Source organism: Arthrobacter sp. StoSoilB22, from assembly GCF_019977315.1.
In the GTDB taxonomy this organism is placed as follows: Bacteria; Actinomycetota; Actinomycetes; order Actinomycetales; family Micrococcaceae; genus Arthrobacter.
In genome coordinates, this window is record NZ_AP024652.1 from 2258815 (window position 1) to 2282818 (window position 24004).

Sequence of the window (24004 nt, forward strand, 5' to 3'; positions counted from 1 at the left end):
CGGGACAGGCCAGTGGTTTCAGCCGACAACGTCGAACCCCTCTCCGGTCAGGGACACGAACCGCTCTTCCAAACTCGCGTTCTCCACTGCAAAGCCACGGATGCGGACGCCGTCGGCAACCAACGCTGACACTACCGCCTCGGGTTCACGGCCATTGATCCCGGTCGCATACACCGCAGTGGTTCCCCGGCTACCCACAACTCCCGGGGCTTCGCCGGGAACCAGGCCAAGGCGTGCCAACACCCGGGACGCGACGTCGACGTCGGGCGTCTGCACCACAACGCGGGCCTGTCCGGCGGACCGGAGCTCCTCAATCCGCCCCTGGGCCACAAGGCGACCAGCACTCATCACACCCACATGGGTACACATATGCTCCACCTCGGCGAGCAGGTGGCTGGAAACGAACACGGTGGTCCCGCCTGCAGCGAGGGAGCGAACCAGATTGCGGACTTCACGGGTGCCCTGGGGGTCCAGGCCGTTGGTTGGTTCGTCCAGAACCAGGAGCTCCCGCGGCCTGAGCATCGCGTTGGCCAAACCAAGGCGCTGCTTCATGCCCAGCGAGTAGGCGCGGACCTTTTTTCCCGCCGCATGGCTGAGTCCAACCCGGTCAAGGGCATCCTTGACGCGCCGACTTCTGGTCGATGACGACGCATGGGGGTCGGCGGCATCCAGACGCGTCAGATTCCCCGTACCCGAAAGGAAAGGGTAGAAGCCCGGCCCCTCCACCAAAGCGCCAACGCCCGGGAGTACAGAAGCCAAACCTTGGGGCATCTCCTTGCCAAGAACGCGGATGTCCCCGCTGGTCGCCGAAGCAAGGCCGAGCAGCACCCTGATAGTGGTGGTCTTCCCCGAACCATTGGGCCCAAGAAAGCCGAACACCGAGCCACGGGGCACAGCAAGGTCAATTCCGTCGACGGCAGACCGGCGCCCGAAGCGCTTCACTAAGGCGTGCGTTTCGATAACAAGATCAGATGAGCGGACGGGATTCGCATGCCCACTTCCATCAACATTGGCGGCTTCCCGGGGTTCGTTCACTGGGCGGCAGCCGCCGTCTGGAGCCGTTCCAAAGGCACCATGCCGGCAAAGACGCGGCCGTCGTCGAGAACCAACACGCTCACCAGTGACGTCGTCAACGCCCGGCCACCGTCAACAGGAAGCAGCGCTTGGGACAATTGGGGATTGGACGTGAACTCAGCAGGAGCAGAACCCGCGGGCAAGGCGATCACGGAATCCCAGCCTTGACCCATGACCTGCTCCCGATGAGCCGGTGCCTTCAACGAAAGGTCGTGTAGCGGCTCTGACGGAAGGGTCATGGTGGGCACGGGCCTGGCCGGAAGTACCTTCTCAGTGATTGTCGCTCCCTGCGGCGGGGTGAAGTCAAACAACGCGGCATCCGGCGTGGAAAGGTCCAGTTGGGTGTATGCCAGTGAATAGGCAGGTTCGGCCTGGCCCTTGGCCCGCACCTCGACACCCAGGGGCAGGCCGGTTTCGGAGTCGACGTCGATGCTCACCGAGTCAACCAGTGTTTCGGAACTGCGCGGGTTGAGGACCAAGGAATAAACGCTTCGACCAGCAACCGATGCCGCCTCACCAACGGTGACCTCAGTGCTGGCATCAAGGGAAGCAAGGAAACGTCCGGCCATGGCCTCGGGCGTCGGAATCGCCTGCGCGGGCCTGTCTGGAGTGGGCCTGGTGGGCAGGGTGTCCTTCAGTTCAGCAAGGGACGGCGCCGGCACTGTCAGATGTGTGGCGCTGTTGTCCTTCGAGTTGTAGAACCAGAGCTCGCGGCCATTGAGGACAACGTCGCGTTCAGCCATGCGGTCAAGAATCTGCAACCGCGCCTTCAGGGGGCCATCCACGTAGACCCTGGCTGTGTGCGAACCAGTCAGGAATTCCACGGCGGAGGCAGCACCAGGAACACTGCCCGAACCGGACGAGGGCAGCTCGGGAAGTCCCAGTTCGGCGTTCTGCTCCATAGTGCCGGACAGAGCCCGCACCTCAGTGCGCGCGATCATGGCAAGGATTTCTTCAGCGCTCTTGGGCGGAAGGGAAACGCTGGCGCCTGCTTGGACAGAGCCGAACACCACGGCAATCGCCAAGGCAAGGGGAATCAGGAGAGCTGACAGCCACCGCTGCCGGGCCCGCGCCATTATTACCAACCACCGCTCGTGAGAGGCATGAGTCCAGACTACTCCGCTTGGCTGCAGTGATCACCCGCCCGGCATGACGTAACTGGATCAGTTCTGAAGGAGTTGCCTGGCCAGTTCCACCGCACCGTGAACCGGAGGCTGCGCCAGAATCCGGATCGAGGACGGGTCCTCCAGGGAAACCTTGCGCGCCACGGCCCCGGCCAGCTGACTCTGATTCACCAACAGAGCACCAGCCATGACCAACGGCAGATCCAATCCCAACTCACCCAGAACCTGGCGGGCATGCGTTGCCAGCGAATGCGCGGCCTCAGCCTGGATCCGCAACGCCGCCGGGTCACCCTCGGCTGCCAAATCCAAAACAAGCGGCGCCAAACCCGCCCAATGGTCAGGTTCGGGTTTGGCGTAGAACGAGTCCATGAGCTGCAATGCGTCCGCGCTCGCCGTTGCCGCCATCACGGCTCTGACCAATGTGCCTGGTTCCAGACCTGCGTAGTACTCCCGCAAAGCCTCGCGGACGGCGTCGCGCACCACGGAGTAGCCGCCACCCTCATCACCCAGCAGATACCCATAGCCTCCGCTGCGGGCTTCCCGCCCGTCACGGTTCCGACCCCATGCAACGGAGCCGGTGCCCGCAACCACTACAGCTCCGACGTCGAGCCCTGCTGCTGCAAGGACTATGCGGGTGTCGTGCACAACCTCGATCCTGGCGCCCGGGAAATGCTCCGTGAGCAGGGCGGACAGGACAGCACGGCTAGCCGGGGTATCTGCTCCGGCGGCTCCGGCACAGACGGCCTCGATCCCGCCGCCCACCTTTGCAGCAATGCGGCGCAGCACCGCGTCAGCCCCCTGGTGGCCCACCGAGGACAGGTTGGCGCTGGCCTCGGTGATTTCGACGCCGGTGCCGCTGCTGGCGTCGATGTCGCCTTGCGCTGCGTCGGAGCGAACGGCGTGCGTCTTGGAGCCGCCGATGTGAAGGCCCAGCACAGCCGGAGTCACAGGGTTCCCGCCGATTCACTGCTCTTTCGCTGAAAATCCTTCAACTGACGGCCCTTCGTTTCGAGTGCTGACTACTGGACAAACATAAACCCGGGGTTGCCAGTTCACCGGATCTGGTGGGTTCAGACCGACAGCTCAACAATGGCGACGGGGTCAACGGTGGCGACGCGGTCTCCATTGGCAATCGGGTCTACATTGACAATTAGGTCTACATTGGCATAGACCAATGGCGTTGTCCATAAGTAGGATCTCCACTATGTCCAGCAATGTCTCACCGTCAACTCCCAAGTACTACCTCCTGAAGACCGAGGTATTAGGGCTTATAGCGGGTCAACGTCCGGGCACACTCATTCCCACCGAGCGCGCCTTGGCGGAAAAGTACGCAACTTCCCGGACCACGGTCAGGCAGGCGATCAGCGAACTGGTGGCCGAGGGAAAGCTGGGCCGCATCCAAGGGCACGGCACGTTCGTGGCGCCTCCAAAAGTGACCCATGTCCGGCAGCTGACTTCCTTCTCCGACGACGCCCGCACCCAAGGTCTGCGGCCTGACTCCAAGTTGCTCGCCCTGGACGTTCTGGGCTCTGATGCGGAGGTCGCAGCACATTTGGGGATTGACCAAGGCAAGCCCGTCACCCGGCTCGAGCGTATCCGCCTGATTGAGGGGGAACCGCTGGCGCATGAGGTTGCTTGGCTTCCAGCAAAGCTGCCCCGGTTCAAGTCCCAGCTGGCCAAGGCGGGATCGCTGTATGCTGCCCTGGCCGACGTTTACGGGATTCGGATAGCCGACGTCGAGGACACAGTGGAGACAGCACTCGCCGGCCCTGCTGAGGTCAGGCTGCTGGGAATAGAGATGGGGGCACCTTTGCTGCTGGTACACCGCCTTGCCCGGGATGCAGTCGGCGCGCCGGTGGAATGGACCCGGAGCGCATTCCGCGGCGACAGGTTCCGGTTCGTTTCCCGCGTTAGGTCAGGTAACTAAGGTGGCCAACTCGTCCTCGGGTGAGTCCGTCATCCGCCGTGTGGTCCGCTTGGTCGGAGCATTCGACGACGCCCATCGCACCATGAGCGTCGCTGCGTTGGCCCGGCGCTCCGGCTTACCCGTGACAACCACGTATCGCCTGGTGGACGAGCTCTTGAATGAGGGCCTGCTGGAACGGGAAGCCAATGCCGAGGTTCGGCTCGGCACCCGCTTGTGGGAGCTGGTGTCCAGGAGCTCCCGCATGGTCGGCCTCCGCGAAGCTGCCCTGCCGTTCATGGAGGACGTCCAATCGGTGGTTCAGCACTCCACTACGTTGGGGATCCTGGATTCCGATGAGGTCCTCTACATTGAGCGCATCGGCTCCCGTGATTCCATGGTGGACATCACCAAGGTTGCCGGCCGCCTGCCGGTCCATGGAACGTCCTCGGGGCTGGTGTTGCTGGCCTATTCTCCACCTGCCTACCAGGACTTGTTTCTGGCCCGGACGCTGGAGAAGTTCACTGACGTGACGCTCACCGATCCCGCTGAACTACGGCGACACCTCGCCGGCATCCGTCAACGCGGGTTCGCTTCCATGCCCGGCATTATTGTCCCTGAGTCCAGTGGAATCGCGGTCCCGGTGGTTGGTCGGGCAAATACCGTGGTGGCTGCACTGAGTGTTGTGGTTCCCAGGAACGAGGAAAACACGGCAGCCCGCGTGCCTGTTCTGATGACGGCAGCACGCGGAATCTCCCGAGCGCTGGGATGGCGCGGAGAACTCAAAGGTGCCCTCCGCCAAAGCAATGGAAGTCTCTGATTCCCGTTCATCGGTAACCCTGTGGCTTCACTCACAGGGCCGCTGGCACTGTGGAACCAAGCAGGGCATCTCGCCCGGGCACCACACTTAAAGGCCCTTGTGGGTTCATTCCGTGCTGCCCTGCGTCCAACTGAGGTTTCAGCAGCCGCAATGCAGCGGCCGGAGGAGTTGTGGTGGAAACAGCAACACAGGCAGGTAATCCGCCCAAGGACGGGCGGGTGGCCGGCAAGATTGTCGTAGTCACGGGCGGTAGGGGAGACCTAGGCGGCGCAACGGCCAGGTTGCTTGCCGATCACGGAGCCACGGTGGCCAGCTTGGACCGTGCAGGAACTGCAGTTGCAGGCGTACATGCCGGCATCACCGAGTACGACGTCGATGTCACAGATGAAACCAGCGTGGTCGAAGCAATCCACCGCGTCTCTGCGGATCACGGCAGTCCCGACGTCTTGGTCAATGCTGCAGGAATCATCGGTCCGGCCGGAGCCAGCCACACAGCAACACTGGACGATTTCGACCTCATCTTCGATGTCAACGTCAAGGGCGTGTGGCTCATGACCAAGCACATCGTTCCGGGGATGATCCTCAAACAGTCAGGCAGCATCATCAATTTTTCCTCAATCCATGGACTGACCGGTGGGCGCAACGTGCCTCTTTACCACGCCACCAAGGGTGCTGTGCGGCTCCTCAGCAAGTCTGATGCGGCGGCTTACGGCGCACACGGCATTAGGGTCAACTCGGTCCACCCCGGGTCAATGAATACCCGGATGAGCCGCCGCTCGGCAGAGCAATCGGACATCGGCGCGGAGGCTTACTACAAGCAGCTGGTGGGCGGAAACCCGCTTCCCCGGCAGGGCGAACCGGACGAGATCGCGTACGGGGTCCTTTACCTGGCTTCCGATGAGTCCCGGTTCACCACTGGTTCAGAGCTCGTCATCGACGGCGGATACACGGCGGTTTGAGCAGTATCGCTGACAAACACCGCGGGCATAACACCGCGTCATCAACGTCACCGTAGTACTGCAGGTTCTTTGTGTGACCACATTCAACGGAGAGAGACACCACCATGAAATTCATTAACGGGACTAAAGCAGATACCTACGATGTCGTAGTTGTCGGATCCGGCGCAGGTGCTTTGACGGCGGCGGCGACGGCCGCGCGGGCCGGCAAATCCGTCGTCGTGCTTGAAAAGACCGAACTGCTGGGCGGCACGTCTGCTGTTTCGGGCGGCATGCTGTGGGTGGCTGACAACCACCATGCACGCGAGGCGGGGCTGAGCGATTCCAAGGAGGCGGCCGCGGAGTATGTCCGCGCGGTGGCACGGGGTCGGAGCCGTAAAGAGTTGCTGGACGCCGCTCTGAACTACGGCGACACCATGCTCCGCTTCACTGAAGACGAATGCGGCGTGCGGTTCATCTTCCTGGACAATTTTCCGGATTACCGGCAGGACCTCCCGGGCTCGGTTGAGGGTGGCAGAACGGTGGAACCTGAGCTGTACAACGTCCGTGAAGCACTCGGCGATCTCGCTGTCCATGTCCGCTCTGATGGGCGGGCCCCCTTCACCATGCAGGAATATGAAAACTGGGGAGCTTTTACCAAATTTCCCTGGCAGGAACTGTACGAGCGCCAAGAGCAGGGCCTGGTGGCAAAGGGCCAGGCGCTGGTTTCGATGCTCTTGGCCAGTCTGGTCCGTGATGGCGCCGCGTTGGTAGTTGGCGCCCGCGGACATCGGCTGCTCAGTGATGGCAGCAGGGTAGTGGGCGTCGAGCTCGAATCGGGGGAGGCCTTCCACGCCAACGACGGTGTGGTCCTCGCAACCGGCGGTTTCGAGTGGGACACGGCCTTGGCGGACTCGTTGCTGGCTTCGCGGCTGTACATCATGTGCTCGCCTCCTTCGAACACGGGCGACGGCCTGAAGATGGCCCAACGAATCGGTGCCCAAACCCGCGGTACCCGGGAAGCCTGGTGGGCGCCCATGTCCATCACAGGAGACACCCGGGATGGCCAACCTATTGGAACCCTGCTCCGTTTTGAGAGGCAAGGGCCGGGTTCGCTGATGGTTAATCGCCACGGCCGCCGCTTCGCCAACGAATCCCAAAACTATAACGACCTCGCACGGTGCCTGCAGTCATGGGATTCGCCCAATAACCAGCCCCTGAATACCCCGGCCCACGTGGTCTTCGATCACAGTTACTTGGAACGCTACGGCGTCCTCGCCCACCGGGCGGGCCAGCCGACTCCGGACTATCTGGTGGAAGCTCCGTCCCTCGCCGAACTCGCAGCGAAGATCGGTGTCCCCGCGGAAAACCTCCAGGCCACGGTAACGCGCTTCAACGAGTACGCAGTGAGGGGGGAGGATCCTGACTTTGGGCGCGGCGAAAGCGCCTACGACAAATACTGGGGCGACGACGATTGCCCTTGGCCCAACCCCTCCCTCGGACCACTACACAGTGGACCGTTTTACGCCATGGAGGTAGTCAACGGCGCCTTTGGAAGTAACGGGGGAGTTGCCACGGATGGTTCGGCAAGGGTCCTGGACGTTGACGGGCAAGCAGTTCCCGGACTGTTCGCCGCGGGAAACACCACGGAAAATGCCTACGCTGCAGGCTATCCGGGGGCCGGGGCCACGCTGGGACCCATCATGACCATGGGGTACCTCGCAGGCCGTGCCATTGCCGGGCAGCCGGCGGAATACCTCGCTGCAGAATTCGCGGGGGCCGGATCCGGTGCTGACTCCGGAGCCGGCGCATGATCCGCCATGCGGTCCTCTTCAAATTCACACCGGATTTTCCCGTCGCGGACCGGGCCGCATGGATTGAAGGCTTGAACCGGATGGAGGGCAACATTCCGGGGCTCTTGAGCCTCACCCACGGGCCGGATGTGCTTCAGCATGATCGATCGTTCGATTACGCGATCGTGGCCGACTTCGGTGCTCTGGAAGACGTTGATGTTTACAACACGCATCCGCTCCATGAGCCGCTCAAGAAGTACTCGTTCCCTAACAGCGAGCAGATCATCGCCGTTGACTTTCGGCTTTAGCTCCGACGTTCCCGAACCTGCGCCATTCGAAGGAGAATCGCATGTCCAGCACAACCCAGCAGCCCACTGCGCTGCGCAAGACACCCGGAAAAGCGGCCTTGGCCTCTTTCCTGGGTAGCACACTTGAGTACTACGACTTCTTTATTTACGGCTCAGCCGCGGCATTGGTGTTCGGTCCTTTGTTCTTCCCTTCGGATGACCCCGCAGTCGGCTTGATCGGTGCATTCGCCACCTTTGGCGTGGCTTATGTGGCACGTCCGGTGGGCGGGCTGGTGATGGGCCACTTCGGTGACAAACTGGGCCGGAAGAAGGTCCTGCTCATCACGTTGAGCGTCATGGGCCTTGCTTCCCTGGGCATCGGATTCCTACCCAGCTACAGCCAGATCGGGGTATGGGCACCCATCCTCCTGGTGGCAGGGCGCCTTGCTCAGGGTTTTTCCGCCGGCGCCGAATCTGCGGGTGCTTCAACCTTGACCCTGGAACACTCTCCCGAGGGACGGCGTGGATTTTTCACCAGCTTTGTCATGACCGGATACGCCTCAGGGATGGTGCTTGCCACGCTTGTTTTCATTCCCGTGGCCGCACTTCCCACTGAAGCCCTCATGAGCTGGGGATGGCGTGTACCGTTCTGGCTCTCCATTGTGGTTCTGGCCATCGCCTACTGGGTGCGGACGCACTTGGACGAAACCCCGGTGTTCGAAGAAGCAAAGGACCGCAAGTCAGTTACGCCCATGCCGCTCCGGGAAGTCCTGCGTTTTCAATCGGCAGATGTGGTCCGGGTGGTTGGCATGTCCATCATGTCGGTCATGCAAACCATCTTCACTGTCTTCGGCCTGTCCTACGCCACAGGTGCGGCGGGATTCGATAAAGCATCCATTCTCACCGTCAATGCCGTGGCAATCGGCCTGTCCATGTTTGTGATGCCCTTGACCGCCAGGATCTCTGACCGGGTGGGCCGGCGGCCGCTGCTCCTGACGGCGGCCATCGGCTGCTCGGTGACCATCTTCGCCTATTTCGCGGCGTTATCCACCGGCAACATCTTCTTGGTCTTCGCCGCGGCGTTCGTCAACATGACACTGCTCTACTCCTGTTTCAACGGGATCTGGCCCGCTTACTTCGCTGAACTCTTTGCCGCCCCCGTCCGCTACTCCGGGATGGCTTTGGGCAACCAGCTGGGCTTGGTGGTTGCCGGATTCGCGCCGTTGATCGCAGGTTTGCTCCTCGGCAAAGGTAGCGACGGCTGGCTACCCGTAGCCTGCTTCGGGGTCCTGTGCATGGTTATCGCAGGGGTAGCTGCGTTCTCTTCCCGGGAGACCGCCAAGACACCCCTTGAGGACCTCGGGGAGCCGTACTGGCAGGGCGTCGCGTCCCGGAACGGGAAGTAGGCTTCGGGAGCAACTGCATCAGGAAGCACGCAGCATGCTGCGCACAAACTCCCCGCTCGGTTCCGCGTAGGCATCAACTATCCGGCTGAACAGGGCAGTACCTTCGGCCCCGGGCCAATCCTCAGGCAGGAACGCCGACGGCAGTCCGGGGTCGAGGTACGGGATGATCCGCCACCTGTCGATGCACTGCACATACGTAGCAAAGGCCTCAGGTGAAGGCTCCACAGGTTGGCCGGACTGCCCTTGGGCATCGGCGCCGTTTCCGCTGCCTGATCCGTGCTCGTGGATGAAGTCCCTGTGCAGTGCAGCTACCGCATCCAGGTCCCACCATTTGGACGCGGCGTCCTGAAGGGTGCCGCCCACCAGCGGAGTTTCCGTCACGAAGATGGTGGACATGGTCCGTAGCTCCAGATCTGTGAGGATTTCCTCCACCTCCGGACGCAGCGAATCGGGGCAGATCCACAGTCCGGCAGCCACCGTACCGCAACCGATCCAGTGCAGCCTGCGGCGTAATTGATGCCGTTTTTCGCGTTCGGTCTCCGGTATGGAGAAGGAAATCAAGCACCAGGGATCTGATTCCGACATACTCCGCGGGTTGTAGATCCTCCGGTCGCCGCGGGCCAGCATGGTTGCGGCGCCCTCGGTCAGCGTAAACCCGGGCACACCATTGCGGGATTCCTGCAACACCACATCTTTCTTGCGAAGCCGGCCCAGGGCAGTCCGGGTTACTGTTCCGGAAGTCCCCAACGCTTCCATGAGGGTCACAATGTCCTTGGTGGACATCCAGCCTCCGGCGTCCCGCAGATACAGGCCAACGACTGTGCGCAGCAACGAGGTTGTACTCCCGGGGCGGGAGTCCATGTCGTCAAGGACGGCACTCATCACCGGCTCACAGCAGTTCGGAGAGGGCATCGCGGATGGCTGCGACTCCCAACTCAACCTCGGCGTAGCTCGTGCTCAGGGGCGACAGGCCAATGCGGAGGCCGTGCGGGGGGCGGAAGTCCGGGATGACGCCCTTTTCCCAGAGCTTGGCCGTGACATCGGCGAACAGCGGGTGGTCCACGGTAATGTGCGAGCCTCGCTCTGCAGGATTCCGGGGGCTTACGATTTCCGCACCAAGAGGCACCAAGTGCTCTTCGGAGAGCGCGATTGCGTACTCGGTCAGTTTGACCGATTTTTCACGCACGGCGTCCATGCCTACCGAGGCGATCAGTTCCAGCATGTCCTTCATCGGCTGCATGGCCAGCACCGGAGGTGTTCCGGTGATAAACCTGCGCATGCCCTGCGCGGGCTTGTATGACTCCGTCATTCCGAAGGGATTATCGGCACCCATCCAACCCCAGATGGGTTGCTGCAAACGATCCTGCTGAGAGGCGTTGACGTAGGCAAAGGCGGGTGAGCCTGGTCCGCCGTTGAGGTATTTGTACGTGCAACCGACGGCGAGGTCCACGCCCCATGCGTCAAGTTCCATGGGCACCGAAGCAACCGAGTGGCAAAGGTCCCAAAGCATCAGTGCTCCGGCTTGGTGCACCTTTTCCGTAATCCCCTTGGCGTCGGCCAGGAACCCCGAGCGGTAGGCTACATGGCTGAGGACCACCACTGCCGTCCGCTCACCCAGCAGTCCGTCCAGGTCTTCGGCACGAACACCGCTGGCAGGGTTCGCAGCGATCCATTTGATGCTGGCCCCGCGCTCCTTGGCGATGCCCTCAATGATGAATCGGTCGGTAGGGAAGTTGTCGCGGTCGATGATGATCTCATCGCGGCCCGGCTGGGCGTCCACGGCTGCGCGGATCATTTTATAGAGCATCACCGAGGTGGAGTCACCCACAGTGGTCTGTCCCGGAGCGGCACCCAGGGTCACTTCACCAATGAGGTCGCCTACCGCGGTGGGCTCGTCCATCCACTGCTCGTCCCATCCGCGGATCAGGCGGCTGCCCCAGGCGTCGTGGACAAAGGATGCCAGATTCGCGGAGGTGACCTTCAGCGGGCGGCCCAGTGAGTTGCCGTCCAAATACGAGACGAGCTGATCGGCGTCGGGCGCGTAGAAGGCCTCGCGCTGGGCGGCGAGGGGATCAGCGGCATCCAGTTCGGCCGACGTCGGTTTTTGGGTTTGTTGCGCTGTTGTCATGGTTCCTCCTGCGGAAGTGTTGGGCGGCAGAGCCGGGCGTCTGGTTAGTTGCCAATCTCGGTGCGGACGGCGTAAAGCTCGGGGAAGAACGTGAGGTCCAGGGCGCGCTTCAGGAAGTCCACTCCCGACGATCCGCCTGTGCCTACCTTGAAGCCGATGGTGCGCTGGACTGTCCTCAGGTGGCGGAACCGCCAGGCTTGGAAGTTGTCCTCAATATCCACAAGATCCTCGCAGGCTTCGTAAAGGCCCCAGGGAGTGTCGTCCGATTCGTAGATCTTCTGGAAGATGGGTACGAGGTCTTGACGGAAGGTCCACGGCTCGCTGGTATCCCGGGCCAGGATGTCGGCGGGGATGTCGTAACCTGCGCGGGCCAGGACGTTCAGGAAAGCGTCATACAACGTGGGCTCCTCCAGGAGCGTGCTGAGTAACGCATGAGCCTCGGGTTCGCTTTCAAAGACGCGCAGCATCCCGCGGTTCTTGTTGCCCAACAGAAATTCCACGCCGCGGTATTGATACGACTGGAACCCTGACGAACTGCCCAGGAAGCCGCGGAACTGGGCGTATTCGCGGGGCGTGAGGGTCCCAAGGACGGACCATTGCTCAGTCATGGTTCGCTGGATGGCCTTGACCCGGGCTATGCACTTGAGCGCCTTGCCCAAATTGTCGGCGTCGAAAAGCCTCCGGGCTTCCAGCAATTCATGCAAAACCAGCTTCAACCAGAGCTCGCTGGTCTGGTGCTGGATGATGAACAGCAACTCGTCGTGGTGCTCTGGCTCACTGAGGGGGTGCTGGGAGCTCAGCAGGCGGTCGAGGTCCAGATACCCGCCATAAGACATTGCATGCCGGAAATCAGTGCGGACACTGTCCTCGATATCGCGGACGCTTTGGGCGGAATGGACTGTGGGCTTTTCCATGCTCAGAGAATATCACTTGCATGACGCACGTCAAGGTATTGATTCAAGCATAGTATCCAGCTCCGGTTGTAGCTGAGTTCTCGCGTAGGCTGAATCTCAACCGTTGGGGAAGGGGAATGGCCATGGATGCCCGTCAAGACACTCATGCACCTGTGTCCATATATCTGGACGTCGACGGCGTGGTGAACCCCTTCAGTCCCCTCGGAACCACGGACTGGGGAAGTGAATGGACCTTCGCCGACGCCGGAATCCTGGATGTCGCTTTTGCGCAGGAGGTTGTCGCTGAACTCAATGTCCTTGCACGTCACCCCGATGCTCGATTTGTGTGGCTGACCACCTGGGAGGGCCTCGCGCCGGAGTTTCTATGCCCCGCCATCGGCCTGAACGGACAGGACTGGCCGGTGCTTTCCAGCCTGGGCTGGGATGAGGGCAATGAGTGGTGGAAACTGGTGGCCCTTCAAAAGGATCTGGCCGGCGCCGGAAGTGAGCGGATCATATGGGTTGACGACCAACTCAGCCAGGAGTCCGAGGCCCGATCCTGGGCCGAATACCAGCAGGATCGTGTGCTTTGCATCTCACCGGATCCGCGCAAAGGTCTATCCCGTCGCGACCTCGAGGCTGTCAGGGCTTACCTGGGGTGAACCGGAGCCCCGGCACGTTTGTCCGCTCACCGGAAGGCACGTAGGATTCTTAAGGTTTCAAGCCCGCCGGAGTGAATACCGCAAGCCGAGTCAGTTGAACACTTGCTGAACTATGCTGTGGATGGCAGGTATGGGGAAGTGAAACTGCTGAACGTCGTCGACTCTGCAGATTGGGCAACAGGTGGATATCACCTTCATGGTCGCGCTGGTAATAGCGTTGGCCCTATTCTTTGACTTCACCAACGGGTTTCACGACACTGCCAACGCGATGGCTACGCCTATCGCCACGGGGGCGATCAAGCCCAAGACGGCTGTCGCCCTGGCTGCCGTGCTCAACCTCGTCGGCGCATTCCTCTCTACGGAAGTGGCCAAGACCATCTCCGGTGGATTGATCCGGGAAGGGTCAGAGGGAATCCACATCACCCCTGACATCATTTTTGCCGGCCTCATGGGGGCTGTTCTCTGGAACATGATCACCTGGCTCAAGGGCCTGCCATCGAGTTCGTCGCATGCACTGTTCGGCGGCCTCATCGGCGCAGCAGTAGTGGGCATCGGCTTCCACTCCATCAACTTTGAGACAGTACTGCAGAAGGTGATCCTGCCTGCCATCTTCGCGCCGCTCATAGCAGGGCTCGTCGCGTACATCTGCACCCGCCTCGCTTATGCCCTCACCTCCCGGCATGATCCCGAAACAGGCGACAAGCTAACTCAGAAACGTGGTGGCTTCCGCACTGGACAGATTTTCACCTCAAGCCTGGTGGCCCTGGCACACGGAACCAACGACGCCCAGAAGACCATGGGCATCATCACCCTGGTGCTTATCGCAGGAGGCACTCAGGCTCCGGGCAGTGGTCCGCAGTTCTGGGTCATCGCAGCCTGTGCTTTCGCCATCGCCATCGGTACCTACGCAGGTGGTTGGCGCATCATCCGCACCATGGGCTCGGGCCTCACCGAGGTAAAGCCGGCACAGGGTTTCTCCGCGGAAACCAGCACCGCCTCTGCCATCCTGGCCTCATCCCACCTGGGCTTTGCCCTTTCCACCACGCAGGTAGCATCAGGCTCAGTCATCGGCTCAGGCCTTGGCCGCAAGGGGACATCTGTCCGCTGGGGCACTGCGGGCAAGATTGCCTTGGGCTGGTTGTTCACGCTACCGGCCTCTGCCATCGTCGGCGCGCTGACGGCTCTCCTGGTGAGCATCGGCGTCGTTGGCGTCATCATCGCCGCAGTGGTGGGTACTGCCGCGGTACTGTTCATGTTCGTCGTTTCCCGCAAGTCGCACGTCGGCCACCACAACGCCGTCGAAGTTGAAGAAGCCGGCCATGCCGTGCGGTTCCGCAAGAAGAAGAAATCCCGAAAGACAACCCCCAGCGAGGATGTGCAGCGATGAAATGGTTGGAATTGCTGCAGGTGGCGGGAGTAACCCTCGTGGCCGCCGTTACCTTGGTGGTGCTTTACTCATTGGGCGTTCGCCTAACGGCCATCGCCGGTGACGCCCAGCAAAAGTCGCCTGTTTTGGTGCGCTCATTGGCCTACGTATGCTTCGCGTTCTGCGCAGCCGCGGTACTTTTCGGCATCTACCTGATTGTGCCCTATTTCGGAAAGTAGCCGCTGTTTTCTGGCTGTGAGGTCCTCCAGGGAGAATAATCAGCAGTGCAGTTATGCACATAGCTGCGTGATTCTGAACCGGCAGATGTGGGGCCGTCATGACGTTCCTTACCCGGGACCAGCTCATTGGACTGGTGCTGGTTCCCGTCGTCGTCTTGGGACTTTCTGCCTGCCTTCCTTCCGGAAACGACGGCCTCCCCTCCATCTCCACGCCCAACTCGACGTCCGTCTCACCCCCGGCGACGTCCACGGCTCAGGCCGCCTCACCAGAGGCCACATCACCGCAGGAAGCTTCAGCTGAAGCCACCGCCACGCAGGCCGCCTCAACACCGGACGCCGTCCAGACCAGCCCACCGCCGGCCGCAACGCCGCAAAGTGAATCGGCGCCGCAACAGCCCACCGGCGTCGGACCAACCGGCAGTCCCCGCAGCGGCAGTCAACCCGAGCGGGCGCCGAAGTCCGAGGAAACCGCAGAGGCGCCCCCGCAGGAGCCCACCGTGGTGAGTTGGCTGCCAACCGGGCCCATTGGGTCAGATGATCCCGCCCCTGGCCAGCGGTACCTCATGCTGCAGCAGTTCCAATGCGATGCGCTGGTCCAGAGCGTTGAGGGCGCAGCAGATGCTGCCGTCTGGCAGGCGGGCGCGGCGGTGTGCAGGGCCCTGCAAACCGGAAGGCAGGACGACTGGCAGCAAGCGTCCGTGGCCGTGGCCAGGACCCCGCGAATCCCGCAAAAGCAGTGCCTTGAGTTCCGGGTCGCGGCCACATCGGCATTTCTGGTGGCTCAGTACCGCAGTAACCCCGGATCTGTTTTCAAGGCGGAACCCGGTCCCGGCGAAGCGTGCCCCCGGCAATTGCTGAGGTTGACCGTAGTGGACGAGGACTTGCGGCCAGTGATTGGCATGCCCCGCGCATCGGGACCCATCTCAGGGGGCACTATTGTTCGCTTGGACGGCTACTACGTGCGGGTAGGAGAAGTCCTGTTTGATGGCGTCCCCACAGTTCCGGACATTGTGGCCGGGGGAGGGGACTACCAAGCGTTATACCTGCGGATGCCGCCCGCTGAAGGCAGGGAATCCATCCGGATCTCCATCAAAGACACGGTGGAGGTTGCCGGAACGGTGACGTTCTTCTACGTGGATCCTGCCGTGCCTGGCAGCACCCTTCCACCTGCTGCTGAACCGGCCAAGGAGCCCTAGACGCCCAGTTCATCGCCGCGTACGACTCCGAAAAAAGTCGTCCCGGGTAAGCCAGCCAATACCGCAGCCCGCTGATGAGTCAGGGTCGCTGCCCAGTCCGGTCGCTGCCCAGTCCGGTCACCGTCCAGTCCGGTCACTGTAATAGCCGGTCACTGTCCTGGCCCGCTCGGATTGCCCTAGTCTGAGGCCATGGCGATTTTCCAGTATTACGTAGCGTCAACCATTGATGGCTTCATCGCCTCGCCTGAGGACGATCTTGGCTGGCTCCTCCAGTTCGACCAAGCTGAGGGAGTCAATGAGAGCATCGAATCTTTCATGGCGGGCGTTGGATGCATCGCCATGGGCGGCGACACCTACCGCTGGCTCATGGAACATGAACCCGGCAAATGGCCGTACCCGGATACCCCATGCTGGGTCTTCACCCACCATGAGTACTCAGCACCGGCCGGAGCGGATATCACCTTTGTCCGTGGCGACGTCCGCGAGTTCGCACCGGACTTACTCAAGGATGCAGGCGACAAGAACGTCTGGCTGTTGGGCGGAGGCCACCTCGTGGCTCAGTTCGCCAACGCCGGATTGCTCCACGAGATGATCGTCACCATCATTCCCGTGGTGCTGGGCGCGGGAAAACGGCTGCTGCCGCTCAACGGCCCGACGGCGCCGCTTGAGTTGGTCTCTTCCAAGATCCTTGGTGGGGCGGCGGCTGAACTTCACTACCGGCTTCAGTGACGGTTGTCCCGGATCATATTGGTGATCCGGGCAGTTGAGAGCCGGCGGCCCTTGTCATCGGTGATAACAATCTCGTGCGTTGCCAGTGTGCCACCCAGATGGATGGCGGTGCAGGTGCCCGTCACGATACCGCTGGCAACGGAACGGTGGTGGGTTGCGCCCACCTCTATGCCTACGGCGTGTCGTCCCCGGCCGGCGTGAAGCGATGCAGCGAACGACCCCAAAGTCTCTGCAAGGACAACGTGGGCTCCGCCGTGCAGGATACCTGCCACCTGCGTGTTTCCTTCCACCGGCATAGTGGCCACCGTGCGCTCCGCACCCATTTCCGTGAATCGGATACCCAGTTTCACCACGAGGGCGCCAACGCCATGCGCTGAGAGCCAATCGTGGAACTCTTCGGGGACACCTGCTTCATTGAGCTCGTCGACAAACCGGTTCGGCGTGAAATTGTCCATCATGCCAACTAGGCTGGCACCTGTGAGTGAAACAACCAAACCGGACCAGGTTCCAACGGCCCAAGCTGCTGCCATCGCTACAGCACCCACCCCCTCTGCATCAACCACCACCAGCACTACGGGGGAGGGCCGGCCCAGGCTGCTGGTCCTGGACGGCCACTCCATGGCATTCCGGGCTTTCTATGCCCTTCCTGCGGAGAATTTCTCTACGGCCAGGGGGCAATACACCAACGCTGTCCATGGGTTTACTTCCATGCTGATCAACCTGATCAAGGACCAGAAGCCCACCCACGTTGCCGTGGCATTCGACGTTTCTGACGACACCACGTTCCGTAAGGCTGAGTACAGCGAATACAAGGGCGGCCGCAACGCCACCCCCGCCGAGTTCGCCGGCCAGATCGGCCTCATCGCCAAGGTCATGGAAGCCTGGGGCATCAAGACCATTGCCATGCCCGGATATGAAGCCGATGACGTCCTGGCCACGCTGGCCGCCCAGGGCGACGCCGCAGGCTTTGAGGTGCTGCTTGTTTCCGGTGATAGGGATGCGTTCCAGCTCATCAATGACAACGTCTTTGTCCTGTACCCCAAGCAGGGTGTCAGCAATATCCCCCGGATGGATGCTGCGGCCATTGAGGAAAAATACTTCGTCAAGCCCGGTTTGTACTCTGACCTCGCTGCCCTCGTGGGTGAAACCGCGGACAACCTTCCCGGCGTTCCGGGCGTCGGCCCCAAGACCGCGGCCAAATGGATCAATCTCTACGGTGGCCTTGAGGGCATCCTGGAAAACCTAGACTCCATCGGCGGCAAAGTGGGCGGCGCCCTGAAGGAGAACCTTGAAAACGTCAAGCGCAACCGCAGGCTCAACCAGCTGCTGACCGACCTCGACCTACCCCTCACCTTGGCTGACTTGCACGAGCCACGTCCGGACCGCCAGGCGATCGAGGAGCTTTTTGAGGAACTCGAATTCCGGACTCTCCGGACGCGGCTGTTCGATCTCTACGGTGACGACACCGCCGGAGCGGCCCCGGACACCATTGAAACCCCGGAATACACCGTCCTCAAGGACGCCCCGGGACTCGAGGCCTTCTTTGCCGCTGGATCCGGCGTGCGTTCGGCACTCGCGGTCCAACTGGTACCCGGACGCGTCGGTGATGACGCAAATGCCCTGGCTGTCGTCAGGAGCAACGGTGCGGCCTACATCGACCTAACGGGCCTGGACGCCGCAGCTGAGTCGGTTTTGTCCCGGTGGCTCCAGGACCCCGAGGAAGCCAAGGTGCTGCACGAGTTCAAGTCTGCACTCAAGGCCCTCCACAACCGTGGCCTCGGCTTGGAAGGCGTGGTGGATGACACCTCCATCTCCGGCTACCTGATCCAGCCGGACCGCCGCAGCTACGACCTCGCTGAGCTGGCCCAAGTGCACCTGAAGATCTCCTTGGCCGCTGCTGCGGCCCAATCCGGACAGTTGGAATTGGACCTTTCCGGTGACACCGACGAAGCTGCCGCAGCAGCGCTCGTCCAGCATGCCGCCGTCGTGCATGCACTCAGCAAACACTTCGAAACCGAACTTGCCGACATCAAGGCCGACGCCCTTTTGACCACGCTGGAACTCCCCGTGGCGCGCGTGCTGGCCCAGATGGAACTCACCGGCATCTACGTATCCACCGACCGGATGGACGAACAGCTCGCCGACCTCACCAAGGTCATCGAGAACGCTCAGGAGCAGGCTTTTGCCGCGATCGGACACGAGGTCAATCTCGGTTCGCCCAAGCAGTTGCAGACCGTCCTGTTCGAGGAACTCGGCCTGCCCAAGACCAAGAAGATCAAGTCCGGCTACACCACCGACGCCGCGTCCCTGAAGGGGCTGCTGGAGAAGACCGGCCACGAATTCCTGGTCCAGCTCATGGCACACAGGGAATCTTCCAAGCTCGCCCAGATGGTGGAGACCCTCAAGAAGTCCGTTGCCGATGATGGTCGTATCCACACCACGTATGCGCAGAACATTGCAGCAACAGGCCGCATCTCCTCCAACAACCCCAATTTGCAGAACATCCCGGTCCGCAGTGAAGAAGGGCGTCGCGTTCGCGGCATCTTCGTCGTCAGCGACGGCTATGAGTGCTTGCTGTCGGCCGACTACTCCCAGATCGAGATGCGCATCATGGCGCACCTCTCCGGGGACGAGGCCCTCATCCAGGCCTACCGTGATGGCGAGGACCTCCACCGCTTCGTGGGATCGCGGATCTTCAACGTTGCGCCGGCCGAAGTCACCAGTGCCATGCGTTCCAAGGTCAAGGCAATGTCTTACGGCCTGGCGTACGGCCTGACGTCCTTCGGATTATCCAAGCAGTTGGAAATCTCCGTGGATGAAGCCCGGACTCTCATGAAGGACTACTTCGACCGCTTCGGCGGAGTCCGCGACTACCTGCGCGGCGTAGTGGACCAGGCCCGGACAGACGGTTACACAGCCACCATCGAGGGCCGCCGCCGCTACCTCCCGGACTTGACCAGCACCAACCGGCAAGCCCGCGAAGCAGCCGAGCGCATCGCCTTGAACTCACCCATCCAAGGCTCAGCGGCAGACCTCATCAAGCGCGCCATGCTGGGCGTCTCGGCCGAGCTCGCCAGCCAAGGACTCAAGTCCCGCATGCTGCTCCAGGTCCACGACGAACTGGTGCTGGAAGTTGCGCCGGGAGAACGCGAAGCCGTGGAGAAGCTGGTCATCGAACAGATGGGCTCGGCTGCTGAATTGTCAGTGCCGCTGGATGTCCAGATTGGCGTCGGTTCCAGCTGGTACGAGGCCGGACACTAAGCCAGGCACGTATTTGTTGAGTCCAGCCAAGGATTCAAGCGAACGCCTGAGGGCGCGCCGCCGAGATGGTGGCGCGCCCTCCGACGTCTGGCTAGGCTCAATGGCGTGGCCGATCCCAATGAAAACAAGTCCGGAAAGTACACCGTTCAACGATTCCCTGCCGTAGCTGATCCAGAGGACGTCGGCTACAGCCGCTGCTCCACCTGGGTGCAGGCCGTCTCCCACGGGTTCCACCAACAACGGCGCGACGATGAATACCTCGCCAAAACCTTGGCGGCCTATCAAACAGATCAGCGCGAGCTGACGGGCGTCTACGTCAACGGCAACGTGCCGGAGCATTCTCTTGGCTCAGAGGTTCCCGTGGCAACGTACGCCACCATGCGCAAGGCCTTGAACATTGGTTTTGGCCGCCAACTTGAGTCCAACCTCGTTACCGCCGTGACGGTCCGCGGCACGCACCGGCGGAACGGAATCCTGCGCGGCATGATGACCGCCGATCTGGAAGCTGCCAAGGATGACGGCCTTGCCATGGCCGCCCTCACGGCGTCCGAAGCGTCCATCTACGGCCGTTTTGGCTTTGGCGTGGCCACTTTTGAGCGAAGCATCAAGGTTGATACCGGCCCTCGGTTCAGGCTCCGGGGGCTGCCGCAAGGCACCATGGAAGTCGCCGATCCGTCCGTGCTCCTGGACGTGGCACCGCAGGTCTTTGAACATGTCCAGCGGCTCTCGCCGGGTTCCGTTGACCGGCAGGAGTACTACCGGCTTCTCGCTTCCGGTTCCATCGGCCACGACGGCAAGCCCGACACCTCCGTTCGTTGCGCCCTGCACTATGACCTTTCCGGATCATTGGATGGCTACGTTTCCTACCGCTTCAAGGGCTGGGACCACAAGCCGTTCACCATGGAGATCGTGGACCTCGTGGCCGCAAGCAATGTGGCCTACCTGGACCTGTGGAGGTTTCTGGGCAGCATTGACCTCATCGACGAAGTGACGTGGGTTGAAGCGCCGGTGGATGACCCTCTTGCGTGGGCGCTGGAAGATCCGAGGTGCATTGAGGCCTCGGAGATCCGCGACATGCTGTGGCTCAGGATCCTGGATACACCAGCTGCCTTGCAGGCCCGCAGCTTCCCCGTTGCCGGCAGGCTGGTGCTGGAGGTGACGGACTCCCTGGATTTGGCGGGTGGCACCTGGGTTCTGGAGTCCGACGGCGGTGCTGCCGCCGTCGTGACGGAAGCGTCAGGCGAGGCGCCCGACCTCAGCCTGGACGTCGCCGACCTCGCCTCCATTTATCTTGGGGCTGTGTCGCCCGTTACCTTGGCGGCCGCTGGTCGCATTAGCGAGCACACGCCGGGAGCTGCGTTCCTAGCACAGCAACTGTTTGCTGTGGAACGATCCGCGCACTGCCTGACGCACTTCTAGAGGCCGTCAAGCAAGCGCGACCACCACCACAACCACATAGTTACAACCAGAGAAGGACATCCATGGGGGATTCCACGCGGCGGCCGTTGGCCGGCCGGCGATCAGTGCTGCTTGGAATGGCAGGCCTTGCCTCGGCTGCCCTGACGGCGTGTGCGAGTGGCCCTACGCATACCGCCGGCTCGAGCGGAGACCTTGCTGCCCCAACGTCCCCTCGTTCGGGCCCGGCCACACCGCCGCCTTCCATAGCCGCCAAGTCCCGCGAGCAAGCCGTTGCGGCCCTCGCTCCAACGTCTCCCGCTTCGCCAGGGCCCGCATCCACTGTGCCGTCGAAGCAACACATCATGGCGGAGTTCCACGGAAGGCACCCCAAGGAATGGGGACTGCACGTGACGGGAGTGGTGAACCGCACAGCGTCCGCCAAGGTGGTCTTGACATTTGATGCGTGTGGCGGTCACGGCGGCACAGGATGCGACCACGCACTCCTGCAAACTCTCCGGAGACACAACGTCCCTGCAACGCTGTTCATCAACAGCCGATGGATCCATGCCAACCCCGCGCTCTCGGCAGAGTTGGCCGCCGACCCCCTGTTCGAACTCGCCAATCACGGCACTGCCCACCTGCCGTTGTCAGTGAGTGGCAAGTCCGCCTACGGCATTCAGGGTACCGCTTCAGTGGCAGCCGCTTACGATGAGTTGATGGGTAACCAGCAAATCCTGCAGGAGCTGTGCGGAACGGCCCCGAAGTTTTTCCGCCCAGGCACTGCGTTCTACGACGAAGTTGCGGTGGAAATGACGCGAAGGCTCGGTATGTTGCCGGTCAACTTCACAGTCAACGGCGACGGTGGAGCCACATATTCTGCTGCCACAGTGGCCGGTGAAGTGGGGCGTGTGGTGGCCGGGGACATCGTCATTTCGCATTTCAACAGACCTGCGGCAGGCACCGCCGGCGGCTACGCGCGGGCTTTGCCCCAGCTGCTGGACCACGGAGTCTCCTTTGCCCGCCTCGGGGACGTCCTGACGGTGTAACGCTCCTTTTGACCCTGCTTTGCCAATGCGACTAGAATAAACGGGCGTGTACTACGTGCATGCATCCATTTTGTACTAATCCACAAATCAGGATGACCCGGTAATTTGCCGTGTTCTGCCGTCCGGACCCGGGCGGCAGCGGTTTGCCTGACCGACTAACTATCCACAACGGAGCCCCTACTACATGACCATCACCTCCACCGAGAAGCCCGGTACCCCCGTAGTCGCCATTAACGACATCGGTACCGCTGAGGACTTCCTCGCAGCTGTCGACGCCACCATCAAGTACTTCAACGACGGAGACCTCGTCGAAGGTACCGTCGTCAAGGTCGACCGCGACGAAGTTCTGCTCGACATCGGTTACAAGACCGAAGGTGTCATCCCTTCCCGCGAGCTTTCCATCAAGCACGATGTTGATCCCGGCGACGTTGTCGCCGTTGGCGATCAGGTCGAAGCTTTGGTTCTCACCAAGGAAGACAAAGAAGGCCGTCTGATCCTCTCCAAGAAGCGTGCTCAGTACGAGCGCGCCTGGGGCGACATCGAGAAGGTCAAGGAAGAAGACGGCGTCGTTACCGGTACCGTCATCGAGGTTGTCAAGGGTGGCCTCATCCTGGACATCGGCCTGCGTGGCTTCCTCCCCGCATCGCTCGTGGAGATGCGTCGTGTCCGCGACCTCGCTCCGTACATCGGTCAGCAGATCGAAGCCAAGATCATCGAGCTGGACAAGAACCGCAACAACGTTGTGCTGTCCCGCCGTGCATGGCTCGAGCAGACCCAGTCCGAGGTTCGCTCCACGTTCCTCAACAAGCTGGAAAAGGGCCAGGTTCGTCCGGGCGTTGTTTCCTCCATCGTCAACTTCGGTGCATTCGTGGACCTGGGCGGCGTAGACGGCCTCGTTCACGTTTCCGAGCTGTCCTGGAAGCACATCGACCACCCGTCCGAGGTTGTCGAGGTTGGCCAGGAAGTCACTGTCGAGGTCCTCGAAGTGGATCTGGACCGCGAGCGCGTCTCCCTGTCGCTCAAGGCTACGCAGGAAGATCCGTGGCAGACCTTCGCCCGCACCCACGCCCTCGGCCAGGTTGTTCCGGGTAAGGTCACCAAGCTGGTTCCGTTCGGTGCGTTCGTTCGCGTCGAAGACGGCATCGAAGGCCTCGTGCACATCTCCGAGCTGGCTGTCCGCCACGTGGAGCTTGCAGAGCAGGTTGTCTCCGTTGGCGACGAACTGTTCGTCAAGGTCATCGACATCGACCTCGAGCGTCGCCGCATCTCCCTCTCCCTCAAGCAGGCTAACGAGGGCGTTGACGCTGACAGCACCGAGTTCGATCCCGCTCTGTACGGCATGGCCGCTGAGTACGACGAAGAGGGCAACTACAAGTACCCCGAGGGCTTCGACCCCGAGTCGAACGAATGGCTCGAGGGCTACGAGACCCAGCGCGCCGCTTGGGAGCAGCAGTACGCTGACGCCCAGACCCGCTGGGAAGCTCACAAGAAGCAGGTTGCCCAGCACGCTGCTGACGACGCTGCTGCTGCAACGTCCGGTGAGTCCGATTCCGGCACCACCAGCTACTCCTCGGAGCCGGCTGCTGCTGAGTCCAACACCGGCGGCGGTACCCTGGCGTCCGACGAAGCACTCGCTGCACTGCGTGAGAAGCTGACCGGCAACTAATTCCGCTTCCCTCACGGGATGAGCTGAATAGCCAACGAAGGACCCCTGCCTCCGGGCAGGGGTCCTTCTGCTTTCGGC

At 61.9% G+C, this 24004-nt stretch carries 22 protein-coding genes; 15 read left to right on the forward strand and 7 right to left on the reverse strand.

What is annotated here, in order from left to right; all coding sequences use genetic code 11:
* Positions 1-18 precede the first annotated feature (18 nt).
* From LDN70_RS10530 to LDN70_RS10540, 3 genes are all read right to left on the reverse strand, one after another.
* Positions 19-1035, reverse strand: a complete 1017-nt coding sequence (locus tag LDN70_RS10530) for an ABC transporter ATP-binding protein (RefSeq protein ID WP_223942559.1) — start codon at positions 1033-1035, stop codon at positions 19-21.
* Positions 1032-2150: a LolA family protein gene (locus tag LDN70_RS10535; protein ID WP_223942560.1), complete on the reverse strand. Its 1119-nt coding sequence runs from the start codon at positions 2148-2150 to the stop codon at positions 1032-1034. The genes LDN70_RS10530 and LDN70_RS10535 overlap by 4 nt, the downstream gene beginning before the upstream one ends.
* Positions 2151-2237: 87 nt before the next feature.
* Entirely contained in the window at positions 2238-3146 is a 909-nt protein-coding gene (locus LDN70_RS10540; protein ID WP_223942561.1) for an N-acetylglucosamine kinase, read from the reverse strand.
* Positions 3147-3402: 256 nt separating this feature from the next.
* Between LDN70_RS10540 and LDN70_RS10545 the strand changes: the two genes are divergently transcribed.
* The 6 genes from LDN70_RS10545 (at position 3403) to LDN70_RS10570 (ending at position 9342) form a co-directional block, all read left to right on the forward strand.
* Complete coding sequence (locus LDN70_RS10545; protein WP_166840815.1) at positions 3403-4125, forward strand: GntR family transcriptional regulator; 723 nt, start codon at positions 3403-3405, stop codon at positions 4123-4125.
* A gap of 1 nt (position 4126) precedes the next feature.
* Positions 4127-4921: an IclR family transcriptional regulator gene (locus tag LDN70_RS10550; RefSeq protein WP_166840813.1), complete on the forward strand. Its 795-nt coding sequence runs from the start codon at positions 4127-4129 to the stop codon at positions 4919-4921.
* Positions 4922-5094: 173 nt separating this feature from the next.
* Positions 5095-5880: an SDR family NAD(P)-dependent oxidoreductase gene (locus LDN70_RS10555; protein ID WP_223942562.1), complete on the forward strand. Its 786-nt coding sequence runs from the start codon at positions 5095-5097 to the stop codon at positions 5878-5880.
* 104 nt (positions 5881-5984) lie between these two features.
* A complete protein-coding gene (chcC1, locus tag LDN70_RS10560; protein ID WP_223942563.1) occupies positions 5985-7670 on the forward strand; it encodes a 4-oxocyclohexanecarboxylate 2-dehydrogenase in 1686 nt (561 codons plus the stop codon).
* Complete coding sequence (locus LDN70_RS10565; RefSeq protein ID WP_142939275.1) at positions 7667-7957, forward strand: Dabb family protein; 291 nt, start codon at positions 7667-7669, stop codon at positions 7955-7957. Before chcC1 ends, LDN70_RS10565 begins: the two co-directional genes overlap by 4 nt.
* Positions 7958-7998: 41 nt before the next feature.
* Positions 7999-9342, forward strand: a complete 1344-nt coding sequence (locus LDN70_RS10570; protein WP_223942564.1) for an MFS transporter — start codon at positions 7999-8001, stop codon at positions 9340-9342.
* Positions 9343-9360: 18 nt separating this feature from the next.
* Here LDN70_RS10570 and LDN70_RS10575 read toward each other — a convergent pair whose 3' ends face one another.
* Genes LDN70_RS10575 through kynA form a run of 3 tightly spaced genes read right to left on the reverse strand, consistent with a single transcriptional unit; the run spans position 9361 to position 12384 of the window.
* A complete protein-coding gene (locus LDN70_RS10575) occupies positions 9361-10224 on the reverse strand; it encodes a PaaX family transcriptional regulator (protein ID WP_223942565.1) in 864 nt (287 codons plus the stop codon).
* A 7-nt stretch (positions 10225-10231) separates the two neighbouring features.
* Positions 10232-11470 carry a kynureninase gene (kynU, locus tag LDN70_RS10580; RefSeq protein WP_142939272.1) on the reverse strand — a complete coding sequence of 413 codons (1239 nt, stop codon included), beginning with the start codon at positions 11468-11470 and terminating at the stop codon, positions 10232-10234.
* 44 nt (positions 11471-11514) lie between these two features.
* Positions 11515-12384 carry a tryptophan 2,3-dioxygenase gene (kynA, locus tag LDN70_RS10585; protein WP_142939271.1) on the reverse strand — a complete coding sequence of 290 codons (870 nt, stop codon included), beginning with the start codon at positions 12382-12384 and terminating at the stop codon, positions 11515-11517.
* 122 nt (positions 12385-12506) lie between these two features.
* Here kynA and LDN70_RS10590 point away from each other — a divergent pair, with 122 nt between their 5' ends.
* From LDN70_RS10590 to LDN70_RS10610, 5 genes are all read left to right on the forward strand, one after another.
* Entirely contained in the window at positions 12507-13025 is a 519-nt protein-coding gene (locus tag LDN70_RS10590; protein WP_223942566.1) for an HAD domain-containing protein, read from the forward strand.
* 181 nt (positions 13026-13206) lie between these two features.
* Positions 13207-14412, forward strand: a complete 1206-nt coding sequence (locus LDN70_RS10595; protein WP_142939269.1) for an inorganic phosphate transporter — start codon at positions 13207-13209, stop codon at positions 14410-14412.
* Positions 14409-14630: a hypothetical protein gene (locus LDN70_RS10600; RefSeq protein WP_142939268.1), complete on the forward strand. Its 222-nt coding sequence runs from the start codon at positions 14409-14411 to the stop codon at positions 14628-14630. Before LDN70_RS10595 ends, LDN70_RS10600 begins: the two co-directional genes overlap by 4 nt.
* A 98-nt stretch (positions 14631-14728) precedes the next feature.
* Positions 14729-15826, forward strand: a complete 1098-nt coding sequence (locus LDN70_RS10605; protein WP_223942567.1) for a hypothetical protein — start codon at positions 14729-14731, stop codon at positions 15824-15826.
* A 189-nt stretch (positions 15827-16015) separates the two neighbouring features.
* On the forward strand, positions 16016-16555 hold the full coding sequence (locus tag LDN70_RS10610; protein WP_166840795.1) for a dihydrofolate reductase family protein: 540 nt from the start codon (positions 16016-16018) through the stop codon (positions 16553-16555).
* On the opposite strand, the gene LDN70_RS10615 is transcribed toward LDN70_RS10610, so the two are convergent.
* On the reverse strand, positions 16549-17013 hold the full coding sequence (locus LDN70_RS10615) for a hotdog fold thioesterase (RefSeq protein ID WP_142939265.1): 465 nt from the start codon (positions 17011-17013) through the stop codon (positions 16549-16551). The genes LDN70_RS10610 and LDN70_RS10615 overlap by 7 nt on opposite strands.
* Positions 17014-17173: 160 nt before the next feature.
* Here LDN70_RS10615 and polA point away from each other — a divergent pair, with 160 nt between their 5' ends.
* The 4 genes from polA (at position 17174) to rpsA (ending at position 23926) form a co-directional block, all read left to right on the forward strand.
* Positions 17174-19816 carry a DNA polymerase I gene (gene polA / locus LDN70_RS10620; RefSeq protein WP_286198885.1) on the forward strand — a complete coding sequence of 881 codons (2643 nt, stop codon included), beginning with the start codon at positions 17174-17176 and terminating at the stop codon, positions 19814-19816.
* Between the two features lie 105 nt (positions 19817-19921).
* On the forward strand, positions 19922-21235 hold the full coding sequence (locus tag LDN70_RS10625; RefSeq protein ID WP_223940296.1) for a GNAT family N-acetyltransferase: 1314 nt from the start codon (positions 19922-19924) through the stop codon (positions 21233-21235).
* 62 nt (positions 21236-21297) lie between these two features.
* Entirely contained in the window at positions 21298-22260 is a 963-nt protein-coding gene (locus LDN70_RS10630; protein ID WP_142939262.1) for a polysaccharide deacetylase family protein, read from the forward strand.
* Between the two features lie 184 nt (positions 22261-22444).
* Entirely contained in the window at positions 22445-23926 is a 1482-nt protein-coding gene (rpsA, locus tag LDN70_RS10635) for a 30S ribosomal protein S1 (RefSeq protein WP_026540604.1), read from the forward strand.
* Positions 23927-24004: the final 78 nt, after the last annotated feature.

What these genes read in the sequence shown, in the direction of transcription:
- LDN70_RS10590 (WP_223942566.1), top strand. Translation starts at nt 12,507, where the DNA reads ATGGATGCCCGTCAAGACACTCATGCACCTGTGTCCATATATCTGGAC.
- LDN70_RS10610 (WP_166840795.1), top strand. Translation starts at nt 16,016, where the DNA reads ATGGCGATTTTCCAGTATTACGTAGCGTCAACCATTGATGGCTTCATC.
- LDN70_RS10605 (WP_223942567.1), top strand. Translation starts at nt 14,729, where the DNA reads ATGACGTTCCTTACCCGGGACCAGCTCATTGGACTGGTGCTGGTTCCC.
- LDN70_RS10535 (WP_223942560.1), bottom strand. Translation starts at nt 2,150, where the DNA reads ATGGCGCGGGCCCGGCAGCGGTGGCTGTCAGCTCTCCTGATTCCCCTT.
- LDN70_RS10600 (WP_142939268.1), top strand. Translation starts at nt 14,409, where the DNA reads ATGAAATGGTTGGAATTGCTGCAGGTGGCGGGAGTAACCCTCGTGGCC.
- LDN70_RS10545 (WP_166840815.1), top strand. Translation starts at nt 3,403, where the DNA reads ATGTCCAGCAATGTCTCACCGTCAACTCCCAAGTACTACCTCCTGAAG.
- rpsA (WP_026540604.1), top strand. Translation starts at nt 22,445, where the DNA reads ATGACCATCACCTCCACCGAGAAGCCCGGTACCCCCGTAGTCGCCATT.
- kynU (WP_142939272.1), bottom strand. Translation starts at nt 11,470, where the DNA reads ATGACAACAGCGCAACAAACCCAAAAACCGACGTCGGCCGAACTGGAT.
- LDN70_RS10565 (WP_142939275.1), top strand. Translation starts at nt 7,667, where the DNA reads ATGATCCGCCATGCGGTCCTCTTCAAATTCACACCGGATTTTCCCGTC.
- LDN70_RS10615 (WP_142939265.1), bottom strand. Translation starts at nt 17,013, where the DNA reads ATGATGGACAATTTCACGCCGAACCGGTTTGTCGACGAGCTCAATGAA.
- LDN70_RS10570 (WP_223942564.1), top strand. Translation starts at nt 7,999, where the DNA reads ATGTCCAGCACAACCCAGCAGCCCACTGCGCTGCGCAAGACACCCGGA.
- polA (WP_286198885.1), top strand. Translation starts at nt 17,174, where the DNA reads ATGGCATTCCGGGCTTTCTATGCCCTTCCTGCGGAGAATTTCTCTACG.
- LDN70_RS10630 (WP_142939262.1), top strand. Translation starts at nt 21,298, where the DNA reads ATGGGGGATTCCACGCGGCGGCCGTTGGCCGGCCGGCGATCAGTGCTG.
- chcC1 (WP_223942563.1), top strand. Translation starts at nt 5,985, where the DNA reads ATGAAATTCATTAACGGGACTAAAGCAGATACCTACGATGTCGTAGTT.
- LDN70_RS10575 (WP_223942565.1), bottom strand. Translation starts at nt 10,224, where the DNA reads ATGAGTGCCGTCCTTGACGACATGGACTCCCGCCCCGGGAGTACAACC.
- kynA (WP_142939271.1), bottom strand. Translation starts at nt 12,384, where the DNA reads ATGGAAAAGCCCACAGTCCATTCCGCCCAAAGCGTCCGCGATATCGAG.